Consider the following 21,547-nt stretch of genomic DNA (forward strand, 5'->3'; position numbering starts at 1 on the left):
CATCATAGACCATTACCCATTATCGGTAGGCAAGAAGGAGGGAAATCGGGATGAAGGAAGCTTTGCTGACGGTCCGCGATCTGCGTGTGTCGTTCCGCATGTACGCGGGCGAAGTACAAGCGGTGCGCGGCGTCAACTTTACCGTCGCCAAAGGGGAAGTGCTGGCGATTGTCGGCGAATCCGGGTGCGGCAAATCCGTAACGGCGCAAACGATTATGCGGCTGATCCCGACCCCGCCGAGCGTCATCAAGAGCGGTTCGATCCTGTTCGACGGCAAGTACGATCTGGCGAAGCTGTCCGATCGCGAGATGGAGCGTATTCGCGGCTCGCAGATCGGCATGATCTTCCAGGACCCGATGACGTCGCTGAATCCGACGATGACGATCGGCAAACAGATTTCCGAAACGATTATGAAGCATAACCGGGTATCCAAAGACGAAGCGATGAAGCGGGCGCTGGAGCTGCTCAAGCAAGTCGGCCTGTCGAATCCGGAAGGGCGGCTCAAGCAATATCCGCACGAGCTGTCGGGCGGCATGCGGCAGCGGGTCATGATTGCGATGGCGCTTGCCTGCAATCCGAAGCTGCTGATTGCCGACGAGCCGACGACGGCGTTGGACGTCACGATCCAGGCGCAGATCATGGACCTGATGCGCGAGTTGCAATCGAAGACGGGCGCGTCGATTATCCTGATCACGCACGATCTCGGCGTTGTCGCCGAGTCCGCGCAACGCGTCATCGTCATGTACGCGGGCAAGGTTGTCGAAGAAGGCTCGGTCGAGGAAGTGTTCTACGAGCCGAAGCATCCGTACACCTGGGGGCTGCTGCGTTCCGTGCCGCGGCTCGACACGCAATCGGACGAACTGGTGCCGATTCCCGGCACGCCGCCGGATCTGTACGCGCCGCCGAAGGGCTGCTCGTTCGCTGCGCGTTGTCCGTATGCGATGGAGATTTGCCTGGAGCGCGATCCGGTGCTGGCCGACGTAAACGCTTGGACGGAGGAGCCGGGCAACCGGCTGGATGGAGCCCCTGCGGGCGAGGCGAAGCCCGAACGGACCGGTTCGGCGGACGAGCGGCCGCACAAAGCGGCATGCTGGCTGCTGCATCCGGACGCTCCGCGCGTCGAACAACCGGTGGAGGTGAGACGCCATGGCGGCTGATGCCATTTTGGAAATACGCAATCTGAAGAAGCATTTCGATCTGGGAAAAGGCCGGATTCTGAAGGCGGTCGACAACTTCAGCCTGACGATTCGGCGCGGCGAGACGTTTGGCCTCGTCGGCGAGTCCGGCTGCGGCAAGTCGACCGCCGGACGGACGATTATCCGCCTGTACGACCGTACGGACGGGGAAGTGCTGTTCAACGGGAAGGACGTTCACAAGCTGAAGGGCCGCGAGTTGCGGCAGTTCAACCGCGAGATGCAGATGGTGTTCCAGGATCCGTACGCTTCGCTTAATCCGCGGATGACGGTACAGGACATCATCGCCGAAGGCATGGACATCCACGGTCTGGCATCCGGCTCGAAGCGCCGGGAGCGGGTGGCGGAGCTGCTGCGGGAGGTCGGCCTGAACGAAGAACATGCGGGCCGGTTCCCGCACGAGTTCTCCGGCGGCCAGCGGCAGCGGATCGGCATCGCCCGGGCGCTGGCGATCGAACCGCAGTTTATCATCGCGGACGAGCCGATCTCGGCGCTGGACGTGTCGGTGCAGGCGCAGGTCGTCAACCTGTTCAAGCGGCTGCAGAAGGAACGCGGCTTGACGTATCTGTTTATCGCGCACGATCTGGCCATGGTGAAGCATATTTCGGACCGGATCGGCGTGATGTATCTGGGCCATCTGGTGGAAGTGACGGACGCGGAATCGCTGTACGCGCGCCCGCTGCACCCGTATACGGAGTCGCTGCTGTCGGCGATTCCGATCCCCGATCCGCAGTTGGAGCGGAAGCGCGAGCGGATCATCCTGAAGGGCGAAGTGCCGAGTCCGCTGAACCCGCCGAGCGGCTGTCCGTTCCGGACGCGCTGTCCGAAGGCGTTCGACGCCTGCTCGCAAATCGTGCCGCAACTGCGGGAAGTGGAACCGGGACGTCACGTCGCTTGCCATTTGTATTAAATCGTTTCCCTGAAAAAAGGAATTCAAGGCCTCCAAGCATAAGGGGCGGAATTCCTTTTTTTTTCGACAGAAATGATGGCGCTGCCGAGGGCTTTCTTTGCCGACTGGGACTTTGGCGTTCATGTCGAAAATTAGCAGTTCGTCCCGAAATGATCGGAAAGAAGACTGCTAGCTTTTCCCATAAGCCATTATTTCCGTGAAGCGCATCCCCGGGAATAGACATTGGAAACCCCGTTGGGTTAAACCGATGAAATTCTTGGGGGTGCTTTTTTTATCCGAAATCCGTGACCGCAACGGGCAGCCGGAAATTCGGGCAGATGGCAAGCCGTTCGTTCATTCTGGTCGAGCGAGGGAGTCTTGTCAAGCAAAAATGCACGCCATCCTCCCGATAAAGCAAAAATCAGGCGACGTCGTGCAAATATGCACCGCGGAATCGGCCTTGTCCGACCCGCTATTACAGTCCTACAGACGGCGGCGCAGCCGTTTGTACTGATAGTATATCGTGCAGCCGATGCAATAGCCGGCAAGGGCGGCTCCGGCAGCGCCAAGCAGGCCGACCGCGAATACGTAACCGGGGATGTTCCAACCGGCTGCGAAGAAAATCAGCGAAAGCGACAGGAACACCACCGCCAGCACGTTGTTGAACCGCGTCAGCTCCGCCGCTTGCGTCTCGCCGCTTCCGCCTGCGGGAAGCAGGGCTCCGATACGGGCGAATACGTTCAGGCGTCCACTGCTGACCAGTCCGATCAGTTGAATCGCCCACAAAATCGCGACGATCCAAAGTTGAGACGTGAGCAAAAAAAGAAGCAGCGAGATGACGATGCCGGTCTGGTTGGACTTGACGAGGCGTATGGGAATCTCCTGCATATCGGCGACCTCCAATCTGTTCATATTTATACATAGTATACAGGTTGGAAATATAGGGTCAATAGCAAGTTTATCCATTTTTGACGCACCTGCCGGCGCGGTGTACAATCGAAGAGACGGCCGCAAGGCCGGCAAGACATGGAGAAGAGGAGCGGCAATATGCAGATCGAACCGTACGTGTCACTCCCGAAGCCGCCGCTGGCCCGCGATTATTTGGAGCGGTTTGAGCGCGTGGCTTCTTTATATGAATACGACTTGCGGGACGCTGGGGCCGAGCGCCGCCGCGTCGTGTGGCTGGACGAAGCCCGCGGCGAGATCGCGGCGGACCGCGAGGCGATCGCCAAGGCGGTCGCGGATTACAACCGGAGGGTGGGGAACGCTCCGGAAGCGGTCGATGCCGCGTTATCGCTTGCTTCGCCGGTGACGCTCGCCGTGGCGGGGGGCCAGCAGGGCGGCTTGTTCGGCGGGCCGATGCTGACGCTGTTCAAGGCGGTCACAATTCTCCAGGAGGCGAGAGAGCGGTCGCTTCGCCTCGGACGGCCGGTCGTGCCGGTGTTCTGGATCGCCGGCGAGGATCACGATTGGGACGAGGTGAACCATACGTACGTCCAATCGCCGGAAGGGGGCGTCACGAAGCTGCGGATGCGGCGGCCCGCCGATGCGCCGCGCGCCTCGGTCAGCGCGATCGGGCTGCCGGAGGAGAATTGGCGCGAGGCGCTCGAGGAACTGCGGGCGAATCTGCCCGACACCGAGTTCAAGCCGGCGATGCTCGACGCGCTCCGCTCCGGGGACGGCGACAGCCTGACCTTCTCGTTCGCCCGGCTGCTGGCGGCGCTGTTCGGCAAACACGGGCTCGTGCTCGTCGATTCGGCCGATCCCGCGCTGCGGCGGCTGGAGTCGAAGGCGTTCGCGCGTATTCTCCGCCGGAACCGCGAGATCGAGGCCGCTTTGGCCGAGGGCGAAGCGGAGGTGCGGTCGCTTGGCTACGAGCCTCAGCTAGCCGTTCAGCCGGGACAGGCGAACGTGTTCCTGCTTCACGAGGGGGAGCGGACGCTGTTGTTCCGCGACGGCGCCGTCTACCGCAACCGGCGGGGGACGCTGGCTTGCTCGGAGGACGAGCTGCTCGCCTTGGCGGACGAGGAGCCGGAGCGGTTCAGCAACAACGTCGTGACGCGGCCGTGGATGCAGGACGTGTTGTTCCCGACGGTCTCGGTTGTGCTTGGACCGTCGGAGATCGCGTATTGGGGCATGCTTCGGGGCGTATTCGCCGCGTTGGGCGGCCAGATGCCGATCCTGGTGCCCCGGCTGGAGTTCACGCTAATCGAGGGCACCGTACAGAAGGCGATGCGCAAGTTCGGCCTGAGCGCGGCCGACGCGATGCAGTCGCTGGACGAGAAGCAAGCCGGCTGGCTTGCGGCGCAGGACGGCTATCGCTTCGCGGATCGGCTGGCCGAAGTGAAACGGCAGGTCGCCGAGCTGTACGCCCCGATCGTGCGGGACGCGGAGGAGGTTAATCCGGGCTTGCGCAAGCTGGCCGAGACGAACCTCGACAAAATCGGGCAGCAGATCGATTTCTTCGCCGCCAAGGCGGAGGACGCCCTGAAGACGCGGCACGAGGCCGCGCTGCGCCAGTGGGACCGAATTCGGCATGCCTTTCTGCCTCTTGGTAAACCGCAGGAAAGAGTGTATAATGGGTCTGTCTTTTTGAATAAATACGGAACGGACTGGCTGCACGAGCTGACGGCCGCGAATATCCCGCGCGACGGCGTGCACCGGTTCGTGTATATATGAAAGGATGGTTGACCGATGAGCAGCAACGCAGCCAAAGAGCGCAGCATAATCGCCGACCCGTCGCTCGCCCCGAACGGGCATTTGAAGATCGATTGGGTGAATGCCCACATGCCGGTGCTGAACCGCATCCGCGAGCAGTTTGAGAAGGAGCGTCCCTTCGACGGTCTGAAGGTGACGATCTCGCTGCACCTGGAAGCGAAGACGGCCTATCTGGCCAAGGTTATTCAAGCGGGCGGAGCCGACGTCACGATTACCGGCAGCAACCCGCTGTCCACCCAGGACGACGTGTGCGCGGCGCTGGTGGAGGACGGCATCACCGTATTCGCGAAGTACAATCCGGGCCCCGAGGAGTACAAGGAGCTGCTGATCAAATCGCTGGAGTCGAAGCCGGATCTCATCATTGACGACGGCGGCGACCTGGTTACGATTCTGCACTCCGAGCGGCGCGACCTGCTCGCCAACTTGCGCGGGGGCGCGGAAGAAACGACCACCGGCATCCTGCGTCTGAAGGCGCTGGAGAAGGAAGGCAAGCTGCAATTCCCGATGGTCGCCGTCAACGACGCCTTCTGCAAATATTTGTTCGACAACCGCTACGGCACGGGACAATCGGTATGGGACGGCATCAACCGGACGACGAACCTCGTCGTCGCGGGTAAGACGGTTGTTGTCGCCGGCTACGGCTGGTGCGGCAAAGGGGTGGCGATGCGGGCCAAAGGACTCGGCGCCAACGTCGTCGTCACCGAGGTTGACGCGATCAAGGCCGTCGAGGCGTATATGGACGGCTTCAAGGTTATGCCGATGGTCGAAGCGGCCAAAATCGGCGATTATTTCGTCACCGTCACCGGCAACCGGGACATTATCCGCGGCGAGCATTACGATGTGATGAAGGACGGAGCGATTTTGTCCAACGCCGGCCACTTCGACGTCGAAGTGAACAAACCGGAGCTGGAAGCCCGCAGTGTCGCGAAGCGGACGGTTCGCCACAACATCGAAGAGTACCAGTTGAAGGACGGACGCAAGGTATACGTTCTCGCGGAAGGCCGCCTCGTCAACCTGGCGGCGGGCGACGGCCATCCGGCGGAAATTATGGATATGACGTTCGCGCTGCAGGCGATGTCGCTCAAATACGTCAACGACAATTACAAGAACATCGGCAACCGCGTCGTCAACGTGCCGTACGAGCTCGACGAGCAGGTCGCCCGGTTCAAGCTGGCGTCGCTCGGCATCTCCATCGATACGCTGTCGGCGGAGCAAAAAGCGTATCTGGAAAGCTGGCAGGAGCATTAATCCGCGATCAGGCTGCGCTGCGGCGCGAGCCCCCGCATCTCGTCCTCCCGAGGTGAGGGGGTTTTTTGTTTCGAGCACCCCGGTGCGCAGACGAGACTAGACGAATAAGGCGAAAAAATCGACCTGAGATGAACCCCATGATCGATTGCCGGACCTGCCCGACCCCTGCGTATCCGTGGAGCCCGATAATAACGGAGAAGCCCGACGTTTGGTTCCGAAGCATAGCGTTGCGGCATGGCTCTGCATCGGCTCGTGCGCCGAAATCGGACGAATCCGGCATGCTGGCGATCTGGTTCATTCGGGGGCTTCTTCGAATTATTGGACGAGTTGACAGACAATTAACCACGTAAAAAAGTTTTTAAAAAATCCTGCCTTTCGGCAGGATTTTTTTATTCGGTGGAGAATATGTGTAGCTAAGTGGTGCAAAGTGGGGCAAAGTGGGGAACTTTGGGCGGAAGGTGGGAAGAGCCGTGTTCATGGGGGAATATCAGCACAGCATCGACGACAAAGGCCGTCTGACGATTCCCGCCAAATTCCGTGAAGCGCTCGGCGACGTGTTTGTCGTCACCCGCGGTCTCGACAACTGCTTGTTCGTCTACCCGATGCCCGAGTGGCAAGCCCTGGAGCAAAAGCTCAAAGCATTGCCGATGATGAAATCCGACGCCCGCGCATTCGCCCGTTTTTTCTTCTCCGGCGCCACCGAATGCGAGCTGGATAAACAGGGAAGGGTAAATTTACCGAATACGCTGTGCGAATACGCCAAGCTGACCAAAGATTGCGTCGTGCTGGGCGTCTCCAACCGGGTGGAAATCTGGAGCAAGGAACTTTGGAGCTCGTACTTCGCGCAGTCGGAGGAATCGTTTAACGAAATCGCGGAAAAACTGGTGGACTTCCAGTTTTGACGCCCATCCGAGGGAAGTGTGGCAGCGTTGTTTCACCACGTGACGGTACTCAGGGAAGAATCCGTCGACGGGCTGCAAGTCAAGCCCGGCGGCATTTATATCGATTGCACATTGGGCGGGGCGGGGCATAGCTCGCTTATCGCCGAACGGCTTCGGGGGAGCGGGCTGCTGATCGCCTTCGATCAGGACGATGCGGCCCTGAAGCACGCGGCGGAGCGGCTCGCGCCGTTCGGCGGTCAGATCAAGCTGGTCAAAAGCAACTTCCGCCGCCTGCGGGAAGTGCTGGAGTCGATGCCGGAGGTGCCCCGGAACAAAGCCGGCGTACCCCAGGTCGACGGCGTGCTGTACGATCTCGGCGTCTCGTCGCCCCAACTGGACGAAGGCGAACGGGGGTTCAGCTACAACCATGACGCGGAGCTCGACATGCGCATGGATCGCGAAACGCCGCTGACGGCCAAGATCATCGTCAACGAATGGAGCGAGGCCGAACTCGCGCGAATTTTGTGGGAGTACGGCGAGGAGAAGTTCGCGAAGCGGATCGCGCGGACGATCGCGGAAGCGCGGGTCCGCAAGCCGATTGAGACGACCGGCGAACTGGCCGAGCTGGTCAAGTCGGGCATTCCCGCGGCGGCCCGGCGCACGGGCGGCCATCCGGCCAAACGCAGCTTCCAGGCGCTTCGTATCGCCGTCAACGACGAGCTGGGCGCGTTCGAGGATTCGCTCCAGCAGGCGATCGACTGCTTGAAGCCCGGCGGCCGTGTGGCCGTGATCACGTTCCATTCGCTGGAGGACCGCATCTGCAAGACCGGGTTCGCGAAGCATATCGGCACCTGCAAATGTCCGCCCGGACTGCCGATGTGCGCGTGCGGAGCCAAGAGCACGCTCCGGCTGGTGAACCGCAAGCCGATCACGGCGAGTGCCGAAGAATTGAAAGCAAACAACCGGGCCCGCTCGGCCAAGCTGCGTATCGCCGAAAAGCTGGCCGATTGAGCGCCCGTACCCATCCAACCAATAAGACGAGGGAGGTTCGACCACGTGGCCTACATCAACGGAAATCTGGCGCTGGAGCGCCGCCAAGAAGAGCAGTCGAAAGCCCGTCCGGCCAAACGGCCGTCCAAGCCGACCGCCCCTGCTCCCCGCAAAAACGCCCTGCCCCGGCAGGACAAGCTGCTTTACTTGTTTGCGATCGTGGTCGGGGTTGCGGTTGCGCTGACGGTGCTTTTTCGATATGCTCAAATCTACGGCATGAACGTGCAGCTGCAGAACATCGAGGCGAAAATCGAGAAGCTGCAGGCCGAGAACGTACAGCTTAAACGCGAAGTGATGAACCTACAGGACCCGAACCGGATACAGCAGAAAGCGAAGGAGTTCGGACTCAGCCTGCCGCAGGACAAGCAAGTGGCGCATGTCGCGCCGGACGGCGCAGCGGGACAACCGCAGAAAAGCGGAAGGTAAGCGGAACCGGCGGATCGAATCCGCAAACAGTTGTGCGGATCGTTCCGCGCGTTCGAGGAGGTATCGCGGCGCATGAACGGATCGCTGAAATGGAGAGCCATCATGGCGGGGGGGTTATTCTCCCTTTTTTTTATGGGATTGATTGGCCGTTTGTATTGGATTCAGGTGGTCGACGCAGCCGAGCTGATGGACGCGGCGCAGGACGTGTGGGAGTCGAGCCACGTGCTGACGGCCGATCGCGGCGGCATCTACGACCGCAACGGAAATCCGCTTGCGGTGGACGGCGCGGCCTATACGGTAGCGGTCAACCCGCAGTTTATCAACGGGAACGGGCTGCAGAAGGTTGTCGCCTCCAAGCTGTCGCAACTGATCGGCAAGCCCGAGAGCGAGATGCTCGATCTGTTCGCGAAGGAAGCGGCGAAGGAGAGGCAGCGCATCCATGTCGAGCTGAATCCGCAAGGCCGTAAGATCGACGCGAAGATCGGCGAGGACATCATCAAGACGTTCTCCGACGGCAAAAACAAATGCGTCAAATATCCGACGTACGTCAACTGCAGCGGCTACGGCGTGCTGCTGATGAACCAGAAAAAACGCTTTTACCCTTCCGAGCGGACGGCCGCCCATCTGCTCGGCTTCGTGAACAACGAAGACAAGCCGGGCGCGGGCCTTGAGCTGAAATACGACGAGCTGCTGCGCGGCGTGGACGGCTCGATCCGCTTCAAGAAGGACAAGATGGGCTATCGTCTGCCGGATGCGGACGTTGAGCACATCGAGCCGGTGCACGGCAAAGATCTGAAGCTGACGATCGACAAGACGATTCAGTCGTATATGGAGACGACGCTGGAGAAGGTATACAAGGAATGGAAACCGAAAAGCGTCACCGCCATCGCGGCCGACCCGAACACGATGCAGATTCTCGGGCTCGTCAACTATCCGAATTACGATCCAAACCAGTTCAACAAGGCGCAGGAGGAAGATTTCCGCAATCACGCGATCCAGTCGGTTTACGAGCCGGGCTCGACGTTTAAGATCGTGACGCTGGCGGCCGCCGTCGAGGAAGGCGTGTTTCATCCCGACGAGATGTTCGAGGCGGGCATGATCAAGGTGACGGGGCAGGAAATTCACGACCACGACCGGGTGCGCCGGACGATCAGCTACCGGGAAGGCCTGCTGCGCTCCAGCAACGTCGCCTTCATCAAGCTGGGTTTAGAGCGGCTCGGCAAGGATAAACTGAAAGAATATATCGAGAGATTCGGCTTCGGGGCGAAAACCGGGATCGATCTGCCGGCCGAAGGGATCGGAAAAATCGATTTCAACTATCCCGTCGAAGTCGCGACCGCTTCGTTCGGCCAAGGCGTCAGCGTCACCGCGATCCAGCAGATCGCGGCGGTGTCGGCGATCGCCAACGGCGGCAAGCTGATGAAGCCGTATGTCGTCCAGGAGATCACCGATCCCAATACAAAGGAAACGGTGAAAATCGAGCCGACGGTCGTCCGCCAGGTCGTCTCGCCCGAAACGGCGAAACAAGTCGCGCTGCTGCTGGAAGAAGTGGTGTCCAACCAGGAGATCGGGACGGGCCGCCGGGCGTATATCGACGGATACCGGGTGGCCGGCAAGACGGGCACGGCGCAGAAGGTCGGGCCCGACGGCCAGTACATGAAGGACAAGTGGGTGGTGTCGTTTATCGGCTTCGCCCCGGTGGAAAATCCGAAGATCGCCCTCATCATCATCGCGGACGACCCGGATTTGAAAGGAGACTACCGGCAGGGCGGCCTCGTCGCCGGTCCGGCGTTCAAGGAGATCGTCTCCCAGGCGCTCCGGTACTGGAAGATCGAGCCGGAAGCGAGCGCCATCCGCAGCGACAATCTGCTGTCCGGCGAAGAGGTCTACACGAGGAAGGCCGGCGCTTATGAACAGCAGCCGGTCGCCGCGGTGACGGAAACGCTGCGCAAGCAGGGCATTCCGTACGAGGTGCTCGGCAAAGGCAACACGGTTGTCGCCCAATATCCGGCCGCCGGGACGGAAATGGGGCAACTGCAGCGAATGGTATTGATGAGCGAACCGCCGGCAAGCCTCGACCTGCCCGATCTGACGGGCCGGTCGCTGCGGGAGGCGCTCGAGCTGTGCGCCCTGTTCGGCGCGGCTTGCCAGGCGGAAGGCGAAGGATATGTCAAGGCTCAGCAGGTCGTCGAAGGCGAAGGCGGCAAAACCGTCAAGCTGACGCTGACGCCCGAGCTGCCCGCGAGCAAGCCGGTCGCCACGCCCGGTCCGACGGCGACGCCGAAGCCGTCCGCCAAGCCGGGCGGCGGCAAAACGGCCGCCGGCCCTTCGCCAAAAGCGACGCCCAAGCCGACGCCGTCTTCCAAACCTTCCGCGGCCGCACGGTAAGCGCCGGGCTTGTTCTATTCTCCCGTCGCGTCGAATAGTCATGGTGGTAGATAACCAACCGTCGTGACTTCAGACGCGAAAGGGGTCGAACTCACTTGAAAACCGTATCCAACGCCAAGGTCCGGCGCCGGTTGTTCGTTCTGACGATTGGCGTCACCTTGCTGTTTGTCGCGCTGCTCGTGCGTCTCGGCTATGTTCAGATGGCTTTGGGACCCGAGTTGGCCAAACTGGCCGAGGAGTCGTGGCGCCGGGAAATTCCGTTCGCCGCCAAGCGGGGCGAGATTCAGGACCGCAACGGGCAGACGCTCGTTACCAACATCAGCACTCCGACGGTTATGGCCATTCCGGCGCAGATCGAAAACGCCGACGACACGGCTGCCAAGCTGGGCGAGACGCTGGGTATGCCGGCGGATACGGTCCGCCAACTGATCACGCAACGGAAAAGCATCGTCGACATCAAGCCGCAGGGCCGCAAGATCAGCCCGGAAAAGGCGCAGCAGGTGCGCGACCTGAAGCTGCCCGGCATCGTCGTGGCGGAGGACAACAAGCGCTATTATCCGCTCGGCACGTTCGCCGCGCACGTGCTCGGATTCACGACTTCGTACAACGAAGGGCTGCTCGGCCTGGAGAAGCGGTACGACGACAAGCTCAAGGGAATACGCGGGAATGTCGCGTATCTGTCGACGGCCAGCGGCGACGCGATGCCGGGGACGTCGGACACGTATACGCCGCCGAAGGACGGCCTGAACCTGCAACTGACGATCGACAAGCAAATTCAGTCGTTCGTGGAGCGAGAGCTGGACCAGGCGGTGCTGCAGCATCGTCCCGATCACATCATCGCGATCGCGATGGACCCGAACAACGGCGAAGTGCTGGCGATGGCTTCGCGCCCGACGTTCGATCCCGGCAATTATCAGCAATACCCGTCCGAGGCGTACAACCGGAATTTGCCGATCTGGATGATGTACGAGCCGGGTTCGACGTTTAAGATCATTACGCTGGCGGCGGCGGTTGAAGAAAAAAAAGTGAATCTGAAAAACGAGTATTTTTTCGACCCGGGCTTCGTCGAAGTCGGCGGCGCCCGGCTGAGATGCTGGAAGAGAGGCGGCCACGGCAGCCAGACGTTCCTCCAGGTCGTCGAAAACTCGTGCAACCCCGGCTTCGTCCTGCTCGGACAGCGGCTGGGCAAGGATAAGCTGTTCGATTACATCCGGCGCTTCGGCTTCGGGACGAAAACGGGCATCGATCTGAGCGGCGAATCCGCCGGCATCCTGTTCAAGCCGGAGAAGGTGGGTCCGGTCGAACTGGCGACGACGGCATTCGGGCAAGGCGTGTCGGTAACGCCGATCCAGCAGGTCGCGGCGATCTCCGCCGCCGTCAACGGCGGCAAGCTGTATAAGCCGCATGTCGCCAAAGCCTGGGTCAATCCCGACACGGGGGAGACGGTCGAGCGCATCGAGCCCGAACGGGTCCGCGAGGTGATCTCCGAGGAGACGTCCCGGCAGGTGCGGGAGGCGCTCGAAAGCGTCGTCGCCAAAGGAACGGGACGCAACGCGTTCCTCGACGGCTACCGCGTGGGCGGCAAGACGGGAACCGCGCAAAAAGTCGTGGACGGCCGGTATTCCCCCAGCGAGCATATCGTTTCGTTTATCGGCGTGGCGCCGGCGAACGATCCGAAGATCGTCGTCTACGTCGCCGTCGACAATCCGAAAGGCATCCAATTCGGCGGACTCGTGGCGGCGCCGATCGTGCGCGGCATACTCGCCGACGCGCTGCCCTATCTGGGCGTCAACCCCGATTACGAGGGGCAGCTCGACTTGAAGCTGCGGCGTGAGATGGGCGACGTGCCTTACGTCGAGGTTCCCAATCTCGTGGGCGCGACCGTCAGCGATATTTACGAGGATCTCAATATGAATTTTCGGCTGGTGCAGCACGGCCAGGGGTCGACGGTCATCAACCAATCCCCGGCGCCGGGCACGCGCGTCGAACGGGGATCGGCCATCCGGATCTATTTGTCCGACCCGCCTCCGGACGGCCATCAGCATTAATCCAGGGGTAATCAGGCGGGAGGGAGGAACAAATTCATGATGAAATTAAATGAGCTCGCCTCGCGTTTGGTTACGGGCAGACTCGAAGGTTCCGGCGACGTGTCGGTCGGCGGCATCGCCATCGATAATCGCCAGGTGCGTCCCGGAGATTTGTTTATATGCATACCCGGCGCGAAGTTCGACGGCCACGACTTCGCGGCCGACGCGGTGAAAGCGGGGGCGGTGGCCGTCGTCGCCGAACGGGATGTCGACGTTCCGGTTCCGAAGCTGTTCGTCCGCGACGCCCGGCGCGCGCTGCCCGCTCTCGCCGCCCATCTGTACGGGTATCCGAGCCGGGAACTGTCGCTTGTCGCGATTACGGGTACAAACGGCAAGACGACCACGTCGTTCCTGCTCGAACGCATTTTGGCCGACGCGGGCCGTACGACAGGGCTGATGGGCAATATCGGCATGAAGATCGGCGACCGTTTTATCCGCAAGGAAGGCATCAACACCCGGGAATCGCACGATCTGCAGCGCGCGCTCCGGGAGATGCGGGACGCGGGGGTGGACGTATGTGTGATGGAGGCCACGTCCCAGGGTCTGCACAAAGGACGCATGATTGGCTGCAATATCCGGACGGCGGTCTTCACGAACCTGACGCAGGACCATCTCGATTACCACGGCACGATGGACGCTTACATGCAGGCGAAGGGCCTGCTGTTTGCGCGTATGGGCAATGCCGACGGGGACCGGCCGAAGTATGCCGTGCTGAACGGCGATGATCCGGCCTCGGATTATTTCAGGTCGGTGACGGCGGCGGAGACGGTCACGTACGGCTTGTCGCCGCATTGCGACGTGCGGGCGGACAATGTCCGGCTCGAAGCCGGCGGTACGGCGTTCGATGTGACGGCGTTCGGCGAGACGCGAACGGCGCGCATTCGGCTGATCGGCCTGTTTAACGTGTATAACGCCTTGGCCGCCGTCACGGCGGCGCTGCTGGAAGGCGTGCCGCTGGACGGCGCGTTGGCCAGCCTGGCCGGCATTCCCTCCGTCGAGGGACGCATGGAGACGGTCGACGAGGGCCAGCCGTATCTCGTCGTCGTCGATTACGCGCACACGCCGGACGGCCTGTATAACGCGCTGAACGCGCTGCGCGAGGTCGCGCGCCGGCGGATTCTCACCGTATTCGGCTGCGGCGGCGACCGCGACCGGAGCAAGCGCCCGATCATGGGGGAGATCGCCGCCCGGTACAGCGATTACGTGGTCGTCACCAGCGACAATCCGCGTTACGAGGACCCGGAGGCGATCCTGCGCGACATCGAGCCGGGCATTCTGCGTGTCGAAGGCTCGGCCGGCCGTTATGCGTTGGTGGCGGACCGGCGCGCCGCGATCGAAAAAGCGGTTGAAATGGCAAGCCCGGAAGATGTAGTATTGATTGCGGGAAAAGGACACGAAACCTATCAAACCGTACGAGGCGTATCGTTGCCGTTCGACGACCGCGAGGTGGCGAGAGCCGCGATCCGGAAAGCCGCCGGACGCTAAACGGCAGGCTGCGGCTCGGGGAGGTACCGTGATGATCAATCGGACTTTGGCTCAAATCGCCGCGATGTGCGGCGGCGAGGTGTCGGCGGGAAGCCGGCCGGACGCCGTCGTCCGCGGCGTCTGTATCGATACCCGGAAGTTGGCTCCCGGGCAATTGTTTATTCCGTTCGTGGGGGCCAAGCAGGACGGTCACGACTACGTGGCGCAGGCGGCCGCGCTGGGCGCAGCCGCCGCGCTGTGGCAGCGGGACCACGGCTCGCCGCCGGAGGGCATAGACGCCGTGCTGGTGGACGACTCGCTGCGGGCGCTGCAGGCGCTCGCCCGGGCGTACCGCCGCGAGCTCCCGGTCCGTGTCGTCGGCGTCACCGGCTCCAACGGCAAGACGACGACGAAGGACCTTGCGGCCGCCGTCGTCGGCTCTTGCTACCGGACGCATAAAACGTCCGGCAATATGAACAGTCATATCGGCCTTCCGCTGACGCTGCTCTCGCTGTCCGAAGACACCGAGGTGGCGGTGCTGGAGATGGGCATGCGCGGCCGGGGAGAGATCGAGCAGTTGACCCGGATCGCGGAGCCGGATGTCGCCGTTATCACCAATATCGGCGAAGCCCATCTGATGCAGCTTGGCAGCCGCGAGGAGATCGCGCGGGCGAAGCTGGAGATCGTGCTCGGGCTGAAGCCCGGCGGCGTGCTGATCACGCCCGGCGACGAGCCGCTGATCGACGCGCATCTGTCCGAATTCCGGCAGCCGGACACGCTCAAGCGGATCACGTTCGGCCGAGGCGCCGGCAACGATCTGTATCCGGTCGCCACGCTGGCGGACGCCAGCGGCATGCATTTTACGACCAACTGGGAGACGGCTCCGACGTTTTTTCTGCCGCTGCTTGGCCGCCACAACGTCCTGAACGCGCTGGCCGCGATCGCCGCGGGCGTGGCGCTGGGGATTTCGTTCCGGGATATCGCGCGGGGCTTGCGCGGCGCGGAGTTGTCGGGAATGCGGATCGAGATCGTCAAATCCGCGAACGGCGCGACGATCGTCAACGACGCGTACAACGCGAGCCCTTCTTCGATGCATGCGGCCATCGACCTGCTGGAGGAGATGAAGGGATACCGCCGGAAGTACGCGGTGATCGGGGATATGCTGGAGCTGGGCGCGCGCGAAGTGGAATACCACCGCGAGATCGGCGCCCGCTTGTCGCCCGATGTCGTTGACGGCGTATTCGCCTATGGGCCGCTGTCCGCATACAGCGCGGAGGAGGCGGCCAAACGATACCCCGATTTGATGGTCAGAGCATACGATGACAAGGATGCGCTGCTGCGCGATTTGACCGGCGTGCTTGACGAACGGGACGTCGTGCTTGTCAAAGGCTCGCGGGGCATGAAGCTGGAGGAGCTTGTTCACGCCTTGCAGCAGACCAGCGAACATTAATTTGGAGGAATAGTCCGTGGAATTCAAAACCGTCTTGATCGCGATGGGCACAGCCTTCGTGCTTGCCGTCATCATGGGGCCCTTATTCATACCGATCCTGCGCAGGCTGAAGTTCGGCCAGCAAATCCGCGACGACGGGCCGCAGGGGCATCTCAAAAAAGCGGGGACGCCGACGATGGGCGGCATCATCATCATGCTCGCGATGTCGATCGCGGCGCTGCGTTTCGCAGACAAGACGGCGGAGCTGGTCATTTTGCTGGTCGCATCGCTCGGATACGGGCTGGTCGGCTTTTTGGACGACTATATCAAAATTTTGTTCAAGCGTTCGCTTGGGCTTACGGCCAAGCAAAAGCTGGCCGGCCAACTGCTTTTCGCGGCGCTTGTCTGTTACCTGCTGTACCGCAACGGGCATAACCCCGCGCTCGATATTCCGTTTACGTCTTATTCGCTGGATCTCGGCTGGTGGTTTTACGCCCCGTTTCTCATCTTGCTGATGATGGGCATGTCCAACGCGGTGAACTTCACCGACGGTCTGGACGGCCTGCTGTCCGGAACGGCCGCGGTCGCCTTCGGCGTCTACGCGGTTATCGCCATGCTGCTGACGGAGCCGGAGACGGCGGCGTTCTCGGCGGCTGCGGTCGGAGCCGTGCTGGGCTTTCTCGTCTATAACGCGCATCCGGCCAAAGTATTTATGGGAGATACCGGCTCGCTGGGGATCGGCGGCGGCTTGGTCGCGGTGGCGGCGCTCACCAAAACGGAGCTGCTGCTGTTTATCATCGGCGGCGTCTTTATGATCGAGATTTTGTCGGTTATTCTGCAGGTCGCTTCGTTCAAGACGCGCGGCAAGCGGATTTTTAAAATGAGCCCGATTCACCACCACTTCGAGCTGACGGGCTGGTCGGAATGGCGGGTCGTGCTGACCTTTTGGCTGGCGGGTCTCGTATTCGCGGGCATCGGCCTGCTTCATCAGTATTGGCTGCACCAGTATCCATCGTGAGGAGTCTGAACCGTTATGAATCATCCATCCGCCTATGCCGGCCGCCCCGTCGTCGTGCTGGGCTTGGCGCGCAGCGGCGTCGCCGTCGCCAAGCTGTTTCACGCATACGGCGCCAACGTAACCGTAAACGATCAAAAACCGCTGGAACAATGCCCTGAGGCTGCGGAATTGACGGCCCTGGGTATTTCTGTTGTCTGCGGAGGACATCCGCCGGAGTTGATTCATCCCGGCGTCTCGCTCGTCGTGAAAAATCCCGGCATTCCGTATAAAGCCGCTCCGGTCGCGCGGGCACTGGAGCTGGGCATCGAGGTCGTCACCGAGATCGAGGTCGCCTATCGCGTCAGCGAGGCGCCGATCATCGGGATTACCGGCTCCAACGGCAAGACGACAACGACGACCTGGATCGGCGAAATGCTGCGGGAAGCCGGGCTGAAGCCGGTTGTCGCGGGAAATATCGGCACGCCCTTGTGCGAAGCCGCTCCCGTGGCGAAGCCCGGCCAATGGATCGTGGCCGAGCTCAGCAGCTTCCAGTTGAAGGGCACCGCCGATTTCCGGCCCCGCATCGCGCTGCTGCTTAACGTATACGAGACGCATCTCGATTACCACGGCACGATGGACGATTACATCGAATCGAAGGCGAAGCTGTTCGCCCGGCAGCGGCCGGACGACATCGCGCTGCTGAACGCCGACGACCCGGTCTGCAGGCGGCTGGCGGAGAGCGTGAAGGGCCGGCTTGTGCAGTTTTCCGTGACCGGACCGGTCGGAGAGGGCGTTTATCTCGACCCGCCGCTGCCTCCCGCCTCCGTGCCCCTGGAGCGCGAAACGCTCCTGTACCGGGACAAGGACGGCGCCGTTCACGAACTGTTGAAAGCAACCGAGCTGGGCATTCCCGGCCGCTATAATATCGAGAACGCCGCGGCGGCCGCGGCGGCCGCGCTGTCGGCCGGAGCCGGACTGGAAGCCGTGCGCAGAGCGCTGCGCGAATTCCGGGGGGTCGAGCATCGTCTGGAATTCGTGGCGGAGCGCAACCGGGTCGTTTATTACAATAATTCGAAGGCGACGAATTCGGCGGCGACGATACGCGCCATGGAAGGCTTCGACCGTCCGATCGTGCTGGTCGCGGGCGGCCAGGACCGGGGCCTCGACTTCCTGGATATGCTGGAGCCTTTGGCCGCCAAGGTGCGGGGGCTCGTCGCCATCGGCCAGACGAGAGACATCCTGGCGCGCGTCGCGGCTCGGGCCGGGGTGCCGGAGGTGCGGACGATCGAGACGACGGAGCCCGAAGCCGCGATGCGGGAGGCCGTCCGGGCGGCGGCCGGAATCGCCCGGCCGGGGGACGCCGTGCTGCTGTCGCCGGCTTGCGCGAGCTGGGACATGTACCGTTCCTATGAGGAACGCGGACGCATGTTTAAAGAATCGGTGCATACGCTAGAATAAGAAAGGTTGTCTTATTCTGGAGGTGTGCCCGATGGCCAAAGCCCGCACGTCGCCCGATCCGTGGCTGATCGCCGCCACGATGGCGATTCTCGCGATCGGACTCGTGATGGTGTACAGCGCCAGCGCCGTGCTCTCGTTCCGCGAGTTCGGCGATTCGTTCTATTATCTCAAACGTCAGGCTATATTTGCCGGACTGGGCATCGCCGCGATGATCGTGACGATGAACACGGATTATTGGGTTTGGAAAAAGGTTGCGCGCGCCGCGCTGATCGTATGCTTCGCCCTGCTCGTCATCGTGCTGATCCCGGGCGTCGGCGTCATCCGCGGCGGCGCCCGAAGCTGGCTGGGCATCGGCTCGCTCGGCATTCAGCCGTCCGAGTTCATGAAGCTCGGGATGATCATGTTTCTGGCGAAGCTGCTCAGCGAGGAGCGGCGCGACATCACATCGTTCGGCCGGGGGCTGCTGCCGGCGCTGGGGCTCATGGGGCTGGCGTTCGGCATGATTATGCTCCAGCCCGATCTCGGCACGGGCGTCGTGCTGGTCGGGGCCTCGATGATGATTATTTTTGCGGCCGGGGCGCGGCTCTCGCATCTGGGCGTGCTTGCGCTGGTCGGCGTCGCCGGCTTCGTCGCGCTCATCGCAGCGGCGCCTTACCGGCTGAAGCGGATTACGGCGTTTCTCGATCCGTGGTCGGACCCGCTCGGCGCGGGGTACCAATCGATCCAATCGCTGTTCGCGATCGGACCGGGCGGGCTGGCCGGCCTCGGATTGGGGCGCAGTCTGCAAAAATACAGCTACCTGCCGGAGCCGCAGACGGACTTTATTTTTTCGATACTGGCGGAGGAAACCGGCTTTATCGGCGGCGGCTTGCTGATCGTGCTGTTCATGCTGCTGGTCTGGCGCGGCATGCGAACGGCGATCACGGCGCCGGATTCGTTCGGCAGCCTGCTCGCGATCGGCATCGTCGGCATGGTCGCCGTGCAGGTCATTATCAATGTCGGAGTCGTCATCGGCATGTTCCCGGTGACCGGCATCACGCTTCCGCTCGTCAGCTACGGCGGTTCGTCGCTGACCTTGATGCTGACGGCGCTGGGGGTGCTGTTCAACATATCGCGTTACGCGAGGTAGGAGTGATCGGCTGTGCGCAGCATCGTATTTACCGGGGGAGGGTCGGCCGGCCATGTGACGCCGAATCTGGCGCTGATCGACCGGCTTCGCGCCGAAGGCTGGTCCGTCGCCTACATCGGTTCGGCCGGAGGCATCGAACGGCAACTGATCGAGCCGGAAGGCATCCCGTATTACGCCGTTTCGACCGGCAAGCTGCGGCGGTATTTCGATCTGAACAATTTCAAGGACCCGTTCCGAGTGCTCAAGGGTGTCGCCGACGCGCACCGCATTCTGCGCCAATTGAAGCCCGATATTCTGTTTTCCAAAGGGGGCTTCGTCTCGGTGCCGGTTGTGATTGCGGCGAGGTCCTTGGGCATTCCCGTGCTCTCGCACGAATCGGACCTGACGCCGGGACTGGCGAACAAGCTGTCCACCCCGTTCGCGAAGCGGGTCTGCGTCACGTTTCCGGAGACGGCGAAGCATCTCGGGCGCAAGGCCGTACATACCGGACTGCCGATCCGCGAGACGCTGTTCCGCGGGGATGCGGCCGAAGGACGCCGCCGCTGCGGATTCCACGGCGGCAAGCCCGTGCTGATGCTGATGGGCGGCAGCCTGGGCTCGAAAAAGCTGAACGACGCGCTGCGCGAAGGGCTGGACGAGCTGACGGCCGCGTATCAAATCGTGCATTTATGCGGCAAAGGCCATCTGGACCCGGCGCTGGAGGGGCGGAGCGGCTACCGGCAGTTCGAATATGCCGGGGCCGAGCTGCCGGATCTGCTGGCGATGGCCGACCTGGTCGTCTCCCGCGCGGGAGCGACTTCGATCTGCGAGTTTCTGGCGCTCCGCAAACCGATGCTGCTGGTGCCGCTGGGCCTGTCCGCCAGCCGGGGCGACCAGATTTTAAACGCCCGCTCGTTCGAGGCGAGCGGCTATGCCCGCGTGCTGCCCGAGGAGGAACTGACGCCCGCCCGGTTGCGCGAGGAGCTGGCCGCTTTGGCCGCGGAGGCGGACGCAATGCGCCGGCGGATGGCGGCGAGTCCGACCGCCGACGGGCTGGAACGGATTCTTTCGCTGATCCGCGAGTATGCCCGCCGATAAGCGGGCGGGAGACGGCCGGACGACGCCGGCCGCCGCGACGGGCGCCTTTCGGGGTATGGGCGTCTGTCACACTCTCTTCCCGTCGGCATACGATACTCTATAACCGTGACAAATCGCCCCAGCACGCGCGACGCCGCTAGATCAGGCGCGCACGGCCGCATTCGAAATTCCTACGATCGACCAAGGAGGTTCCTTCATGCAGCAGGTTTACGACGAACTGGAACAACGCGGATTATGCCAAGTGAAACGAAACGAGCCGCTCGCCGGCTATACGACATGGAAGATCGGCGGACCAGCCGACGCCCTGTTGATCCCCGGCGGCAAACGGCAGCTCGCCGAAACGCTGTCGCTGCTCCGCGAGGCCGGCGTCCCGTGGTTCGTGCTGGGCCGCGGCTCCAACCTGCTCGTGTCCGACAAAGGCGTCCGCGGCGCCGTCATCTGTCTGGGCCGGAATTTCTCCGACGTCCGGATCGAAGGGGATGTCGTGACGGCGGGCGGCGCCAAATCGTTGATCACGTTGTCGGTGATGGCCGGCAAGGAAGGGTTGACGGGACTGGAATTCGCGGGAGGCATCCCGGGAACGGTCGGAGGCGCCGTCTATATGAACGCCGGCGCGCATGGGTCCGACGTGTCGCGGATACTGAAACAGGCTGAAATTGTTCGGCCGACGGGAGAATTGGCAGTATGGAGCGCGGAAGAGCTGCAGTTCGGATATCGGTATTCGCGGCTGCACGAACAGCCGGGAATCGTCGTGGAGGCGGTGTTCCAGCTTCAAACCGGCGACCGCAAAGAGATTGCGGCGAGAATGGCTTCGAACAAAGACAGACGGCTTCGCACCCAACCCCTGCAACTGGCCTGCGCCGGCAGCACGTTCCGCAACCCGGAAGGGGACTTCGCGGCCAGGCTGATTGAAGAGGCGGGGCTGAAGGGGGTGCGGGTGGGAGACGCGGAAGTGTCCCCTCTTCATGCCAATTTTATCGTCAATACCGGGCAAGCGTCAGCCGAAGACGTGCTCGCGCTCATGGACCTCATGCGTACGACGGTTCGCGACAAGTTCGGAATCGACCTGGTGCCGGAGGTGCTGATGATCGGCGAGCGGTAACTTCGGAGGTG

General features: G+C 62.3%; 17 protein-coding genes. 16 read left to right on the forward strand and 1 reads right to left on the reverse strand.

Translation table 11 applies throughout. From position 1 onward, the window contains the following. The first annotated feature begins 50 nt into the window (after positions 1-50). Entirely contained in the window at positions 51-1,157 is a 1,107-nt protein-coding gene (locus FE781_RS00715; protein WP_138787706.1) for an ABC transporter ATP-binding protein, read from the forward strand. Beyond that, the gene (locus tag FE781_RS00720) at positions 1,147-2,103 is read left to right on the forward strand and encodes an ABC transporter ATP-binding protein (protein ID WP_138787707.1); all 957 of its coding nucleotides are present in this window, start codon (positions 1,147-1,149) and stop codon (positions 2,101-2,103) included. The genes FE781_RS00715 and FE781_RS00720 overlap by 11 nt, the downstream gene beginning before the upstream one ends. Positions 2,104-2,565: 462 nt before the next feature. On the opposite strand, the gene FE781_RS00725 is transcribed toward FE781_RS00720, so the two are convergent. Then, entirely contained in the window at positions 2,566-2,970 is a 405-nt protein-coding gene (locus FE781_RS00725) for a DUF4395 domain-containing protein (protein WP_138787851.1), read from the reverse strand. 159 nt (positions 2,971-3,129) lie between these two features. Here FE781_RS00725 and bshC point away from each other — a divergent pair, with 159 nt between their 5' ends. The 14 genes from bshC (at position 3,130) to murB (ending at position 21,536) form a co-directional block, all read left to right on the forward strand. After that, on the forward strand, positions 3,130-4,761 hold the full coding sequence (bshC, locus tag FE781_RS00730; RefSeq protein WP_170209381.1) for a bacillithiol biosynthesis cysteine-adding enzyme BshC: 1,632 nt from the start codon (positions 3,130-3,132) through the stop codon (positions 4,759-4,761). Between the two features lie 15 nt (positions 4,762-4,776). Next, positions 4,777-6,048, forward strand: coding sequence for an adenosylhomocysteinase (locus FE781_RS00735; RefSeq protein ID WP_138787709.1), 1,272 nt, complete (start codon positions 4,777-4,779; stop codon positions 6,046-6,048). A gap of 470 nt (positions 6,049-6,518) precedes the next feature. Next, positions 6,519-6,950, forward strand: a complete 432-nt coding sequence (mraZ, locus tag FE781_RS00740) for a division/cell wall cluster transcriptional repressor MraZ (RefSeq protein ID WP_138787710.1) — start codon at positions 6,519-6,521, stop codon at positions 6,948-6,950. A 27-nt stretch (positions 6,951-6,977) separates the two neighbouring features. Continuing rightward, positions 6,978-7,940 carry a 16S rRNA (cytosine(1402)-N(4))-methyltransferase RsmH gene (gene rsmH / locus FE781_RS00745; protein ID WP_138787852.1) on the forward strand — a complete coding sequence of 321 codons (963 nt, stop codon included), beginning with the start codon at positions 6,978-6,980 and terminating at the stop codon, positions 7,938-7,940. Positions 7,941-7,985: 45 nt separating this feature from the next. Beyond that, positions 7,986-8,405: a cell division protein FtsL gene (ftsL, locus tag FE781_RS00750; RefSeq protein ID WP_170209382.1), complete on the forward strand. Its 420-nt coding sequence runs from the start codon at positions 7,986-7,988 to the stop codon at positions 8,403-8,405. A gap of 72 nt (positions 8,406-8,477) precedes the next feature. Beyond that, positions 8,478-10,793: a penicillin-binding transpeptidase domain-containing protein gene (locus FE781_RS00755; RefSeq protein ID WP_138787712.1), complete on the forward strand. Its 2,316-nt coding sequence runs from the start codon at positions 8,478-8,480 to the stop codon at positions 10,791-10,793. Between the two features lie 95 nt (positions 10,794-10,888). Beyond that, on the forward strand, positions 10,889-12,841 hold the full coding sequence (locus tag FE781_RS00760) for a stage V sporulation protein D (RefSeq protein WP_138787713.1): 1,953 nt from the start codon (positions 10,889-10,891) through the stop codon (positions 12,839-12,841). 39 nt (positions 12,842-12,880) lie between these two features. Next, complete coding sequence (locus tag FE781_RS00765; protein WP_138787853.1) at positions 12,881-14,365, forward strand: UDP-N-acetylmuramoyl-L-alanyl-D-glutamate--2,6-diaminopimelate ligase; 1,485 nt, start codon at positions 12,881-12,883, stop codon at positions 14,363-14,365. Positions 14,366-14,396: 31 nt separating this feature from the next. Then, positions 14,397-15,794, forward strand: coding sequence for a UDP-N-acetylmuramoyl-tripeptide--D-alanyl-D-alanine ligase (locus FE781_RS00770; protein WP_138787714.1), 1,398 nt, complete (start codon positions 14,397-14,399; stop codon positions 15,792-15,794). Positions 15,795-15,810: 16 nt separating this feature from the next. Next, positions 15,811-16,791, forward strand: a complete 981-nt coding sequence (gene mraY, locus FE781_RS00775; protein WP_138787715.1) for a phospho-N-acetylmuramoyl-pentapeptide-transferase — start codon at positions 15,811-15,813, stop codon at positions 16,789-16,791. A 15-nt stretch (positions 16,792-16,806) separates the two neighbouring features. Further along, complete coding sequence (gene murD / locus FE781_RS00780; protein WP_138787716.1) at positions 16,807-18,228, forward strand: UDP-N-acetylmuramoyl-L-alanine--D-glutamate ligase; 1,422 nt, start codon at positions 16,807-16,809, stop codon at positions 18,226-18,228. A gap of 31 nt (positions 18,229-18,259) precedes the next feature. Continuing rightward, positions 18,260-19,357: a stage V sporulation protein E gene (spoVE, locus tag FE781_RS00785; protein WP_138787717.1), complete on the forward strand. Its 1,098-nt coding sequence runs from the start codon at positions 18,260-18,262 to the stop codon at positions 19,355-19,357. A gap of 12 nt (positions 19,358-19,369) precedes the next feature. After that, positions 19,370-20,434, forward strand: a complete 1,065-nt coding sequence (locus FE781_RS00790; RefSeq protein ID WP_138787718.1) for an undecaprenyldiphospho-muramoylpentapeptide beta-N-acetylglucosaminyltransferase — start codon at positions 19,370-19,372, stop codon at positions 20,432-20,434. 196 nt (positions 20,435-20,630) lie between these two features. After that, entirely contained in the window at positions 20,631-21,536 is a 906-nt protein-coding gene (gene murB, locus FE781_RS00795; RefSeq protein WP_138787719.1) for a UDP-N-acetylmuramate dehydrogenase, read from the forward strand. Positions 21,537-21,547 lie beyond the last annotated feature (11 nt).

The organism is Paenibacillus thermoaerophilus (genome assembly GCF_005938195.1).
Classification (GTDB): Bacteria; Bacillota; Bacilli; order Paenibacillales; family Reconciliibacillaceae; genus Paenibacillus_W; species Paenibacillus_W thermoaerophilus.